Raw genomic sequence first — 12722 nt, forward strand, 5'->3', positions numbered from 1 at the left:
TCGCCAAGAGCGCCTGCCGAGGCAGTTGCTGTTAATCCTTGCCGGCTGAGGAGATTTGCTTCTGTCTTAAACGTTCGGCACGAGCGATGTACAGGCTCGAGGCGATCACACCGATGGTCACGACCAGGATGGTCAGCGCGGCCACCGCATTGACGCGGGGATCGAGCCCCAGCCGTGCGCGCGAGAAGATCACGATCGGCATGGTCGATGAACCGGGACCGGACAGGAACGCCGACAGCACCACGTCGTCGAGCGACAGCGTGAACGTCAGCAGCCACGCGGAGCCCAATGCCTGCTTGATGTTGGGCAGCGTGACCAGGAAGAACACCTGGTACGGCCGGCAGCCGAGGTCCATCGCCGCTTCTTCCAGCGACTTGCTCATCTCCTGCAAGCGCGATTGCACCACCACTGCCGCATAGGCCATGCCCAGCAAGGTGTGGCCGATCCAGATCGTGGTCAGTCCCCGCTCGGGAAAACCGAACGCCTTTTGCACCGACACCAGCATCAGCAGCAGCGACAGGCCGATGATCACCTCGGGCATGACCAGCGGCGCGCTGACCATGCCGGCAAAGATCGTGCGGCCGGTAAAGCGCCGGTAGCGATCGAGCACGAACGCGGCAAAGGTACCCAGCACCACCGAGGCGAACGCCGTCATCACGGCGATGCGCAAGGAGAGCCCCAGGCCGTTGATGATTTCCGTGTCCTGCATCAGCGCCGCGTACCATTGCAGCGAAAAACCGCTCCACACCATGTCCTGGCGCGAGCTGTTAAACGAAAACACCACCAGCACCACGATGGGCAGGTACAGGAACAGGTATCCCAGCGACAGCCAGCCGCGCCCGAACCAGCGCTGCATGAAACTCGTATTGGTTTTCATCGGCCGTCCTCCTGTTCCGACTTGTACTTGTTGAAGATCGCCATCGGCACGAGGATCAGCATGATCACAACCACCGTCACGGCGGAGGCCAGCGGCCAGTCGTTATTGGTGAAGAATTCGTCCCACAGCTGGCGGCCGATCATCAGCGTGTCCGGGCCGCCCAGCAGCTCGGGTATCACGTACTCGCCCACCGATGGAATGAACACCAGCATCGAGCCGGCGATGATGCCGGATTTCGATAGCGGCACCGTCACGCGCCAGAATGCCTGGAACGGCGTGGCGCCCAGGTCGGCCGCCGCTTCCAGGAAGCGCACGTCCATCTTGACCAGGTTGGCGTACAGCGGCAGGATCATGAACGGCAGATACGCGTATGTCATGCCGATGATCAGCGAGAACTGGGTGTTCATCAGTTGCAGCGGCTCGGTAATCGCCCCGATCCCGATCAAGAAGTTATTCAGGATGCCGTTGTTGGCCAGGATGCCCTTCCACGCGTAGATACGCAGCAGGAACGAGGTCCAGAACGGCATCATCACCAGCATCAGCAGCACCGGGCGGATCGACGGTTTGGCGCGCGCCATGAAGTAGGCGAACGGGTAGCCGATGAACAGGCACAGCGCGGTGGTAATCGCTGCGAACTTGAGCGAGCTGAGATACGTCAGCACGTACAGGTCGTCCTGCAGGATGAACAGGTAGTTCGAGATCTTGACCTTGAGCGTCATCACGCCATCGGCCACCGTGACCAGGGTGCCGAACGGATCGCCGACATCGGCTTCCGCAAAGCTGATGCGCAGCACGATCAGGAACGGCACCAGGAAGGCGAACGTGAGCCACAGCGACGGCACGGCGATGACGAAGCGGCGTCCCGTGAAAAAGTTCTTGAGGAAGTTCATGGCCGCGCCCTAGCTGGTAAGCACCACGACATCGGCGCCGTCCCACCATGCATACACGCGCTGGTCGCGCTTGAGCGCGGCGGCGTCGTGGCGGGCGGCGTTGGTGCGCGAGACCTTGATGCTCATGCCGGTATCGAGCTGCACGTGATACAGCGTCTCGTTGCCGAAATACGCCAGCGCGGTAATCGTGCCCTGCACACAGTTGTAGCCATGCTCGCTGGCGTTGGCGCGCTGCTCGAGGGTCGGTGCCTCTGCCTGCACCGCGATTTTTTCGGGGCGCACGGCCACCGCCACCGGCATGCCCAGCGTGCCGGTGATGCCGTGGGTGATGTAGTGCCGCCCTTCCGGCGAATCGATGATCACGTGATCGGGTTCGTCCTCGGTCACGCTGCCGTTGAACAGATTGACGCTGCCGATGAAGTCCGCGACAAAACGGCAATTGGGCGTCTCGTAGATTTCGTCGGGGGCGCCCACTTGCAGGATGCGGCCGGCGCTCATGACGGCGATGCGGGTGGCCATGCTCATAGCTTCGTCCTGGTCGTGGGTGACCATCACGCAGGTCACGCCCACTTCCTCGATGATGGACACGAGCTCCATCTGGGTGCGTTCGCGCAGCTTTTTATCGAGCGCGCCGAGCGGCTCGTCGAGCAGCAGCAACTGCGGCCGCTTGGCCAGGCTGCGCGCCAGCGCCACGCGCTGCTGCTGGCCGCCGGACAGCTGGTGCGGCTTGCGTTGGCCGTATTCGGACAGCTGCACCAGCGCCAGCATTTTCTCCACTCGGACGGCGATTTCGTCTTTTGGCAAACCGTCGCGGCGCAGGCCGAAGGCGATGTTGTCCCACACCGACAGGTGCGGGAACAGCGCGTACGACTGGAACATCATGTTGATGGGCCGCTGGTACGGCGGCACGCCGACGATGTCCTGGCCGGCCAGGATGATCTCGCCGGCGGTGGGCGCTTCGAAACCGGCCAGCATGCGCAGCAGCGTCGATTTGCCGCAGCCGGAGCTGCCGAGCAGCGCGAAGATCTCGCCCTTGTTGATCGCCACGGAGACATCATTGACGGCGCGTACGCCATCGAAGTCCTTGACCAGGTTGCGGATCAGGAGAAAAGGTTCAGCAGCTCGCTCTGGGGTCATATTGTAAAAATATAAATGGATGGATGAAAGCGACGACGGCTGGCCGCTGCGCCGTCATCGTTTTTTTCGAACCCGTGATTATAAATGCAGCGCTTCAAACATGTAGCAACAAGTGTTCCCGCTCCCACGGGCTGATCACGGTCATGAACTCCTGGTGCTCGAGTTCCTTGATCGCCGTGTACACGTCGATGAAGCGTTCGCCCAGGATGTCGCGCAGCCGGTCTTCGCGGCGCAGCCCCTCGAGCGCCTGCGGCAGGCCTTGCGGCAGTTCGTGGTCGTGGTCGTAGGCGCTGCCCGTGATCATCGGCGACGGGTCGATCTGGTCCACCATGCCCAGGTAGCCGCACGCCAGCGTAACGGCCATGGCCAGGTACGGGTTGGCGTCGGCGCCGATGATGCGGTTTTCCACGCGCCGCTGGCCGGTGCCGGAAATCGGAATGCGAAAGCCCACGGTGCGGTTGTCGATGCCCCACTGGACGTTGATCGGTGCGGCCGTGTGGCGCACCATGCGCCGGTACGAATTGACATACGGCGCCAGGATCGCCATCGCCGCCGGCGTGTAGCGTTGCAGGCCGCCGATGTAGTGGCGGAAGTGCTGCGACGACGCGCCGTCGGCATCGGTAAAGATGTTGCGGCCGGTGGCCAGGTCGTTCACGCTCTGGTGCACGTGCATGGCCGATCCGGGCTCGCCGGCCATCGGCTTGGCCATGAAGGTGGCGTACATGGAGTGCTTGAGCGCCGCCTCGCGCAAAGTGCGCTTGAAGTAGAACAGGTTGTCGGCCAGGGCCAGCGCGTCGCCGTGCTGGAAGTTGATGCCCATCTGGCCGGCGCCTGTCTCGTGGATCAGCGTATCGACATCGAGGTTCATCAGCGCGCAGTAGTCGTAAATGTCCTCGAACAGCGGGTCGAACTCGTTGACGGCGTCGATGCTGTAGACCTGGCGGCTGGTTTCGGCGCGGCCGCTGCGCCCCACCGGCGCGCGCAGCGGCAGGTCGGGGTCGATGTTTTTCTCGGTGAGGTAGAACTCGAGTTCCGGCCCCACCACGGCCTGCCAGCCGCGGTCGGCGTACAGCTTGAGCACGCGGCGCAGCACCGAGCGCGGCGCGTAATCGACCAGGGTGCCGTCGGAAAAATAGCAGTCGTGGATCACCTGCGCGGTGGGGTCCTGCGCCCACGGCACGGTGGTGATGCTGCCGGGGTCCGCGCGCAGGATCATGTCGCGGTCGGTGGCGGAGATGGCGCGGTCGTAGGCGGCGTTGGCGGTGGGGTAGTTGCCGGTGACGGTCATGCCCAGCACCGCTTCGGGGATGCGCATGCCGCGGTCTTGCGTGAATTTCGCGCGCGGCAGGATTTTGCCACGCGCCACACCAGTCAAATCAGGTACCAGGCATTCGATTTCAGTGACGCGGTTCTCGTTGAGCCACGCGTCCATATCGGCATCGGAGAAGTTTTCACGGATTGACATGTTCGCTCTCTGGTGGTGATCAAGCGATCGGTGATCTAATTTACCATATTTGGTAAATAGTTAAACCCCGCCTGGTCAACCAGCAGCCAGCTCCGCCCTCGTGTGCACGAGGATCTTCTTGATCTCGGGGACGCACGAACCGCAGTTGCCCCCCGCCTTCAGGCACGCCGTCACCTGCGCCACTGTCTCCAGGTTCTGCTCGACAATGGCGTTGCAGATGGTATTGCGGCCCACGCCAAAGCACGAGCACACGGTCGGACCGGTGTCGGCGCCCTTCTCCACCGGCATGCCCACCAACAGGCCCACGCGGTCGATCTCGCTCAGTTGATCCTTGGCGAACAGGCTGGCCAGCCATGCGCGCGACGGCATGTCCTGGCGCGGCGACAGAAAAATGCACTGCTCGATGCGATCGTCCACCACGTGCACGGCGCGATAGACGCCGGCGGTTTTGTCTTCGTATTCGAGCCAGTCGGCATCGAGGTCCGCCACGCCCAGCAGCGCGCGCGCCCAGGCGCCGAAGTCGCCGATGTTGTTGCGGCCCGCCAGCTCGTAGCGCGCAAACGCCTTGCCCTGGATGCGGGTCCAGTGCGCCACGCTGTCGAGATTCACTTCGGTACGGCTCAGAATAAAACTGTGCCAGTTGACGCGGAACTGGTCGATGCGCACCGGCGTGTGCTTGAACTCCGGCTCGCCCGACACCGGATCGACCACCGGGTTGACCAGGGCGCCCACGCGCGCGTCCGACGACGTCTGGCCGTTCCAGTGGATCGGGATGAACACGCTGCCACGGGCGATGCCGCCGCCGTGCTGCACGCGCGCCACCATGGCGCCCCAGGCAGAGCTGATGCGCGCCAGTTCACCCTCGCGCACGCCGTGCAGCAGTGCGTCCTGCGGGTGGATATCGACAAACGATTCCGAGATGTGGTCGGCCAGCGTGTGCGACTTGCCAGTGCGCGTCATGGTGTGCCACTGGTCGCGCACGCGGCCCGTGTTGAGCGTGAGCGGATAGTCTTCGCACACGGCATTGGCCGGCGCCCGGGTAGCGGTAGCGATGAAGCGCGCCTTGCCGTCGCCGTGGGCGAAGCGGCGGTCGGCAAACAGCCGCGCTTCGCTCTGGATGGCACCGGCGGCATCGCGCCGCGCCGGCCACTGCACCGGTTCCAGTTCCTGGTACGCGTCGCGCGACAGGCCGGCAAGACCGGACATGTCGAACGCGCGCGGGATAGCTTCGGCGTGGTTGCGGAAACCGCTCAGGCGTGCGTGCTCGTCGAACACGGCAGCGGCGTCAGGAAAGTCGAAACCGGCGTAACCCATGCGCTGCGCGAACAGCGAGATGATCTTCCAGTCGCCCAGCGCCTCGCCCGGCGCCGGCAAAAAGGCACGCTGGCGCGAGATGCGGCGCTCGGAGTTGGTGACCGTGCCGTCCTTCTCGCCCCAGCCCAGCGCCGGCAGCAGCACGTGGGCGTACGCATTGGTGTCGGTGTTCTGCATGATGTCGGATGCCACCACCAGCTCGCACTTGGCCAGGGCGCGGCGGGCCTGGTCGGCGTCGGGCAGACTGACGATCGGATTGGTCGCCATCACCCACACTGCCTTGACCTTGCCGTCTTCGATGGCCTGGAACAGGTCGACGGCTTTCAGGCCGCCCTTGTCGGCCATGGCCGGCGAGTCCCAGAAGGTCTGCACCACGTCGCGGTGGTCGGCGCGCTCGAGGTCCATGTGCGCGGCCAGCATATTGGCCAGGCCACCGACTTCACGCCCGCCCATGGCGTTGGGCTGGCCCGTAATCGAGAACGGCCCCATGCCCGGCTGGCCGATGCGGCCACCGATCAGGTGGCAATTGATGATGGCGTTGACCTTGTCGGTGCCGGCAGACGACTGGTTGACGCCCATAGAGTACGCGGTGATGGTCCTGGCGGTCGCTGCAAAGGCTTCATAGAATTCGAGGAGCAAAGCCGGATCGATGCGGCATACCTTGGCGACAGCTGCCGGATCGGCGCAGTCGATGTTGGCGGCGGCCAGCGCGGCATCGAAGCCGTTGGTGTGCTCAAGGACGAAATTGGGAGCGACCGCGCCGATGCGCGACAGGTAGCTCAACAAGCCATTGAACAGCCAGACGTCGGTGCCGGACTTGATCGGCAGGTGCAGGTCAGCCAGCTCGCAGGTGGCGGTGCGGCGCGGGTCGATCACGACCAGCTTCATGTCCGGGCGCGCCTCCTTCGCCTTCAAAATGCGCTGGAACAGGATCGGGTGGCACCACGCGGTGTTCGACCCCACCAGCACCACCATGTCGGCCAGTTCCAGGTCGTCGTAGCACAGCGGCACCAGGTCTTCGCCAAACGCGCGCTTGTAGCCCGCCACCGCCGACGACATGCACAGGCGCGAGTTGGTGTCGATATTGGCGCTGCCCACGTACCCCTTCATCAACTTGTTGGCGACGTAGTAGTCTTCGGTGAGCAGCTGGCCCGAAACGTACAGCGCCACCGCATCCGGTCCATGCTCGTCGATGACGGCGCGCCACTTGGCGGCCATCTGGTCCAGCGCCGCGTCCCACGACACACGGCGCAGGCCATCAGCCTCGCGCACCTGCGGATACAGCAGGCGGCCGTCGAGGCTCACCGTCTCGCCCAGTGCCGAGCCCTTGACGCACAGGCGTCCCAGGTTGGCGGGATGGAGCTTGTCGCCGGCAATGGCGACCGTGCCGTCGGCCTGCGGCGTGGCGCTCACGCCGCAGCCCACGCCGCAATAGGCGCAGGTGGTGCGGACGGTACCCACCGGCGAGATCGGGCGGATGGCAAGATGGTCTTGGGACAGGTTCAAGGTTGGCTCGCTATCTGGAAAAGTTTTGCTACGCGGCCCTGGCGCTGAGCGCCTCGCCGAACAACAGGTTTTGGCGGATGGCGCTGATGTCGGTGCGGTTCTGGATCAGGCCGAAATACCACGGACCGTCTTTCACATCGCCATACAGCACGGCGCCGGTCACGCGATTGTCCTTCAATACCAGCCGCTTGTACACGCCGCGGCGGGCATCGCGCAGCACCAGGTCTTCGCTGCCCTCGCCGCCGATGAAGTCGCCGACCGAGTACAGGTCCACGCCGGTCACTTTCAGGCGCGTGGGCGAGGTTTGCTGCACGTAGCGGCGCACGCCGGCGCCAGCCAGGTGGGCGCCGCACACGCGCGCCTGGTCCCAGATCGGCGCGACGAGGCCAAACGTGGCGCTGCGATGCTGCACGCATTCGCCCACGGCATAAATGCGCGGATCATAGGTTTGCAGGGTGTCATCGACCACGATAGCGCGGTCGCAATGCAGGCCAGCCGCCTTGGCCAGCTCGATATTGGGACGCACGCCGGCGGTCATCACTACCAGGTCGGCCGGGATCTCGGTGCCGTCCTTGAAGCGCACGCCGGTCACGCGGTCGGTGCCGGTGATTTCGGCGGTATGGGCGTTCATCAGAAATTGTAAGCCCTTGGCTTCCAGCGCCTTTTGCAGCAGCAGCGCAGCGGGCTTGTCGAGCTGCTGGTTCATCAACGCGTCGCCCACGTGCACCACCGTGACCGACATTCCCTGGCGTTGCAGGCCGTTGGCCGCTTCCAGTCCCAGCAAGCCGCCGCCGATCACGACCGCGTGGCGGTGGTTGCGGGCCATGGCCAGCATGGTTTCCACGTCCTGAATGTCGCGGAAGGCCAGTACGCCGTGCAGCTGGTGGCCGGGCACGGGAATGATGAACGGTTTGGAGCCGGTGGCGATCAGCAGGCGGTCGTAGCGCACCTCCAGGCCCGAGCGCGCGCGCACGATGCGCTTCTTGCGGTCGATGTGCAGGACCGGGTCGCCGGCGTGCAGCGTGATGCCATGCTGGACATACCATTCGCGCGTGTTGAGCATGATGTCGTCCATGCTCTTTTCGCCGGCCAGCACCGGCGAGAGCAGGATGCGGTTGTAATTGCCATGCGGCTCGGCGCCGAACACGGTGATGTCGTACAGGTCAGGCGCCAGCTTGTGCAGCTCCTCGACCGTGCGCATGCCGGCCATGCCGTTGCCGATGACGACCAGCGCCTGCCTGGCGGCGGGGGCCTCGGACGTATTCACAGGCCTACCCACACTGTGCCGTCGGCGATGCGCGCCGGGTACGTGACCACCGAGTGCGCCGGCGATTCCAGGCATTCGCCGGTCTGCAAATCGAAATGCTGCTTGTAGATCGGCGACGCGACCACGATGCGTTCGCCCACGCTGCCCACCAGGCCGCGCGAGAGCACCGAGGCTTCCGAGTTGGGATCGTAGTTCTCGATGGCGAACACACGTGAGTCGCCGTCATCGACGTGGAACACGGCTACCTGGGCGCCGTTCAGCAAGGCGCACACGCCCGTGTTGGGGACGATGTCGTCCAGTTGGCAGACGGCGATCCAGTGGTCGGTTTGAATATCGCGATGCATGGCATTCTCCTCAGGCGGTAACGGCAATCGGAATCACGCGCTTGCGTTCTTCCACGGTGGCTGGGCGGATCTGGCCGCGTTCTTCCATGAACAGCACGTTCTCGTCGCCCTTGTCGCTGTTGACGAAATGGCGGAAGCGCTTGCGCGTCTCCGGGTTTTCCACGGCTTCCTTCCACTCGCACGCGTAGGTGTTCACCACGTGCTGCATGTCCGCCTCCAGGTCCGCCGCGATGCCCAGCTTGTCGTGCACCACGACCTGTTTCAGGTAATCGAGGCCGCCTTCTAGGTTTTCGCGCCAGGTGCTGGTGCGTTGCAGGCGGTCGCCGGTGCGGGTGTAGAACATCAGGAACCGGTCGATGTACTGCACCAGCGTGGCTTTATCTAGGTCGGTGGCCAGCAGCTCGGCGTGGCGCGGCTTCATGCCGCCGTTGCCGGCCACGTACAGGTTCCAGCCCTTCTCGGTGGCGATGATGCCCACGTCCTTGCCCTGCGCTTCCGCGCACTCGCGGGTGCAACCCGAGACGCCGAACTTGATCTTGTGCGGCGTGCGCAAGCCCTTGTAGCGGTTTTCCAGTTCGATGGCCAGGCCAATCGAATCGTCGACGCCATACCGGCACCAGGTGGAACCCACGCACGATTTGACGGTGCGCAGCGACTTGCCGTACGCATGGCCCGATTCGAAGCCGGCCGCGATCAGCTCTTCCCAGATCAGCGGCAACTGGTCCACGCGCGCGCCAAACAGGTCGACGCGGGCGCCGCCCGTGATCTTGGTGTACAGGCCGTACTTCTTGGCCACCATGCCGACCGCGATCAGGCCGTCGGCCGTCACCTCGCCACCCGGCATGCGCGGCACGACCGAATACGTGCCATCCTTCTGGATATTGCCGAGGAAGTAGTCGTTGGTATCCTGCAGGCTGGCGTGCTCCTTTTTCAGCACGAAGTCGTTCCACACCGACGCCAGGATGCTGGCGGCCAGCGGTTTGCAGACGTCGCAACCGAGGCCCTTGCCATGTTTGGCCAGCAGGTCGCCGAACGATTTGATCTGACCGACCTTGATCAGGTGGAACAGCTCCTGGCGCGAGTAGGCGAAGTGTTCGCACACGTGGTTGTTGACCGCCATGCCGAGCTTTTTCATTTCGGCCTTCATCACCTGCGTCACCAGCGGCACGCAGCCGCCGCACGACGTGCCGGCATTGGTACAGCTTTTGACATCGCCGATGGTGGTGGCGCCGCCGGCCACGGCCGCGCAGATCGCACCTTTCGACACGTCGTTGCACGAGCAGATTTGCGCGCCTTCCGGCAGCGCATCGACACCGAGGCCCGGCTTGGCCGCACCATCGGACTGCGGCAGGATCAGGAACTCCGGCGACTCGGGCAGCTCGATCTTGTTGAGCATCATTTGCAGCAGCGTGCCGTATTCGGCCGCGTCGCCCACCATCACGCCGCCCAAAAGGTACTTGCCGCAGTCGGAGACCACGATCTTCTTGTAAATCTGTTTGCGCTCGTCGGTGAACTGGTACGAGCGGCTGCCTGCCACGTTGCCGTGCGGGTCGCCGATGCTGGCCACGTCCACGCCCATCAGTTTGAGTTTGGTGCTCATGTCGGCGCCGGCGAACTCGCCCGCTTCGCCCAGCATGTGCTTGGCCGCCACGCGGGCCATCTCGTAGCCCGGCGCCACCAGGCCGAAAATCAGGCCGCCCCACAATGCGCATTCGCCGATCGCATACACGTCCGGGTCGGACGTCACGCAATTGTTGTTGATCTCGATGCCGCCGCGTGGCCCCACCGTCAGGCCGCACTCGCGCGCCAGCATGTCGCGCGGGCGGATGCCGGCCGAGAACACGATCATGTCGGCATCGAGGTGGCCGCCGTCGGCGAATTCCATCCGGTGGGTGCCATCGACACCGTCAACGATGGCCGTGGTGTTCTTGCCGGTATGGACGGTCACGCCCAGTTCTTCGATTTTCCGGCGCAGCACGCGCGCGCCGCCTTCATCGACCTGCACCGCCATCAGGCGCGGCGAGAATTCCACCACGTGGGTTTCGAGCTTTAAATCGCGCAGCGCCTTGGCGCATTCCAGGCCCAGCAGGCCGCCGCCGATGACCACGCCGGTCTTCGAGCGCGCGCCGCATTCGAGCATCGCTTCCAGGTCCTCGATGGTGCGGTACACGAAGCAGTCCTTGCGGTCCTTGCCCGGCAGCGGCGGCACGAACGGGAAAGAGCCGGTGGCGATCACCAGCTTGTCGTACGGGAGCACATCGCCGTCGCCGGTGGTCACGGTTTTATTGGCGCGGTCGATGGCGGTGGCGCGGGTGTTCAGGCGCAGCACCATGTCGTCGCGCTCGAAGAAGCCCGGTTTGACCAGCGAGAGATCCTCCGCCGTTTTACCGGAGAAGAATTCCGACAGGTGCACGCGGTCGTAGGCGGGACGCACCTCTTCGCACAGCACGGTCACTTGCAGGTTCGGGGCGCCGCCAGTGGCCAGCGACTCGAGGAATTTGTGGCCGACCATGCCGTGGCCGATGACGATGATTTTCATATTTTTCTTCCTTGACGTTGTAACTACGCTGCCAGCTTGGAGGCGATGACGTTTTCTTCGATGGTGCTGCTGGAGAAGCGCGCCGCCAGTGCGCACAGGGCGGTGGCTGCCACCACGATGCCGAGGATGGAGAGCGTCTGCTGGACGTCGCCCATTCCCTTCATCAGGAAGCCTGCGGCCACCGCGCCGACGTTGCCGCCGGCGCCGATGATGCCGGCCACGCCACCGAGCGCGCGTTTATCGACGAACGGCACCACGGCGTAGGTCGCGCCGCAGGCCATGTGGGTGAACAGGCCGAAGATCAGCATGGCGCCAATCGCCAGGACGGCAGTGCTGGCGTGGGCGAACATCAAGAGGCCCGCACCTTCGCCAAGCATCAGCACGAACAGCAGCGTGACGCGATGATTGAGGTTGCCGCGTGCGGCGAATTTGTCCGAAGCCCAGCCGCCCAGGGCGCGGGCAAACAGCGCCAGCAAACCGAAGCTGCCGGCGGCCATGCCGGCCTGGCCCAGCGTGAGATTGAAATGATCGACGTAGTAAATGGCGGCGATGTTGTGGATGAAGATTTCGATACCGAAGCAGGCGCCGTAGGTGATGAACAGCAGCCACACGCGGTAGTTGGCGGCAGCCAGCTTGAAGCTCTCCCAGCCGCCCTTCTTGCCGCCGTCGATGGCAATCCCGGCGGCGCGCAGCTCGCTGAAATTACCCTGCGGGCAGTCCTGCGTGTAGCGATAATAAACAAAGGCCATGACGATCATCAGCACGCCCGGCACGATCAGCGCAGCGCGCCAGCCGAAGGTGTCGGACACGCCCAGCATGATCATCGCCGTCATCAACAGCGGCATCACGGCTTGCGCCACGCCACCGCCCGCGTTACCCCAGCCGGCAGCTGCCGCGTTGGCGGTGCCCACCACTTTCGGGCCGAACATGACGGAGGTGTGGTACTGGGTGATGACAAAGCTGGCGCCAGCCGCGCCGATCCCCAGGCGGAAGAACAAAAAGCTTTCGTAGCTCTGGGCAAAGGCGACGCCGATGACCGGGATGGAACCGAGCAGCAGCAGGCCGGTGTAAGTCTTGCGCGGGCCGAAGTGGTCGCACAGCGGGCCGACGATCAGGCGCACCAGGATCGTGATGGCGACGGCAGCGATATTGATGTTGGCGATCTGCGCGCCGGAGAGGTTGAACTCCCCCTTGATGACGGGCATCAGCGGCGCGCAGGCGAACCACGCGAAGAAGCAGACGAAGAACGCCATCCAGGTCAGGTGGAACGCCCGCATCTGCGGCGTTGAAATCGAGAGGAGCTTGATGCTGTTAGCTTTGCTGGCCATTTTTTATCCCGTTCAGAAAACAAAAAGGCGCCCGCGCAACCGGGCCATAAAGACC

At 64.2% G+C, this 12722-nt stretch carries 9 protein-coding genes; all 9 read right to left on the reverse strand.

What is annotated here, in order from left to right:
* Positions 1–31: 31 nt before the first annotated feature.
* Complete coding sequence (locus tag ASF04_RS03210) at positions 32–877, reverse strand: ABC transporter permease (RefSeq protein ID WP_019923761.1); 846 nt, start codon at positions 875–877, stop codon at positions 32–34.
* The gene (locus tag ASF04_RS03215; RefSeq protein ID WP_056138059.1) at positions 874–1767 is read right to left on the reverse strand and encodes an ABC transporter permease subunit; all 894 of its coding nucleotides are present in this window, start codon (positions 1765–1767) and stop codon (positions 874–876) included. The genes ASF04_RS03210 and ASF04_RS03215 overlap by 4 nt, the downstream gene beginning before the upstream one ends.
* 9 nt (positions 1768–1776) lie before the next feature.
* Positions 1777–2904 carry an ABC transporter ATP-binding protein gene (locus ASF04_RS03220; protein WP_056138061.1) on the reverse strand — a complete coding sequence of 376 codons (1128 nt, stop codon included), beginning with the start codon at positions 2902–2904 and terminating at the stop codon, positions 1777–1779.
* Positions 2905–2998: 94 nt separating this feature from the next.
* Positions 2999–4369, reverse strand: a complete 1371-nt coding sequence (locus tag ASF04_RS03225) for a glutamine synthetase family protein (RefSeq protein ID WP_056138063.1) — start codon at positions 4367–4369, stop codon at positions 2999–3001.
* Positions 4370–4444: 75 nt separating this feature from the next.
* Entirely contained in the window at positions 4445–7189 is a 2745-nt protein-coding gene (locus ASF04_RS03230; RefSeq protein ID WP_056138064.1) for a nitrate reductase, read from the reverse strand.
* A 28-nt stretch (positions 7190–7217) separates the two neighbouring features.
* Complete coding sequence (locus tag ASF04_RS03235; RefSeq protein WP_056138065.1) at positions 7218–8456, reverse strand: NAD(P)/FAD-dependent oxidoreductase; 1239 nt, start codon at positions 8454–8456, stop codon at positions 7218–7220.
* Complete coding sequence (gene nirD / locus ASF04_RS03240) at positions 8453–8800, reverse strand: nitrite reductase small subunit NirD (RefSeq protein ID WP_056138066.1); 348 nt, start codon at positions 8798–8800, stop codon at positions 8453–8455. Before nirD ends, ASF04_RS03235 begins: the two co-directional genes overlap by 4 nt.
* Positions 8801–8810: 10 nt before the next feature.
* Positions 8811–11339, reverse strand: coding sequence for a nitrite reductase large subunit NirB (gene nirB / locus ASF04_RS03245; protein WP_056138067.1), 2529 nt, complete (start codon positions 11337–11339; stop codon positions 8811–8813).
* A gap of 23 nt (positions 11340–11362) precedes the next feature.
* Complete coding sequence (locus ASF04_RS03250; protein WP_056138069.1) at positions 11363–12667, reverse strand: MFS transporter; 1305 nt, start codon at positions 12665–12667, stop codon at positions 11363–11365.
* Between the last annotated feature and the right edge of the window lie 55 nt (positions 12668–12722).

The organism is Duganella sp. Leaf61 (assembly GCF_001421905.1).
GTDB lineage: Bacteria > Pseudomonadota > Gammaproteobacteria > Burkholderiales > Burkholderiaceae_D > Rugamonas > Rugamonas zoogloeoides.

Bases quoted from the DNA above. Each gene is read 5' to 3' on its own strand.
- ASF04_RS03210 (WP_019923761.1), bottom strand. From the start codon at position 877: ATGAAAACCAATACGAGTTTCATGCAGCGCTGGTTCGGGCGCGGCTGG.
- ASF04_RS03215 (WP_056138059.1), bottom strand. From the start codon at position 1,767: ATGAACTTCCTCAAGAACTTTTTCACGGGACGCCGCTTCGTCATCGCC.
- ASF04_RS03220 (WP_056138061.1), bottom strand. From the start codon at position 2,904: ATGACCCCAGAGCGAGCTGCTGAACCTTTTCTCCTGATCCGCAACCTG.
- ASF04_RS03225 (WP_056138063.1), bottom strand. From the start codon at position 4,369: ATGTCAATCCGTGAAAACTTCTCCGATGCCGATATGGACGCGTGGCTC.
- nirD (WP_056138066.1), bottom strand. From the start codon at position 8,800: ATGCATCGCGATATTCAAACCGACCACTGGATCGCCGTCTGCCAACTG.
- nirB (WP_056138067.1), bottom strand. From the start codon at position 11,339: ATGAAAATCATCGTCATCGGCCACGGCATGGTCGGCCACAAATTCCTC.
- ASF04_RS03250 (WP_056138069.1), bottom strand. From the start codon at position 12,667: ATGGCCAGCAAAGCTAACAGCATCAAGCTCCTCTCGATTTCAACGCCG.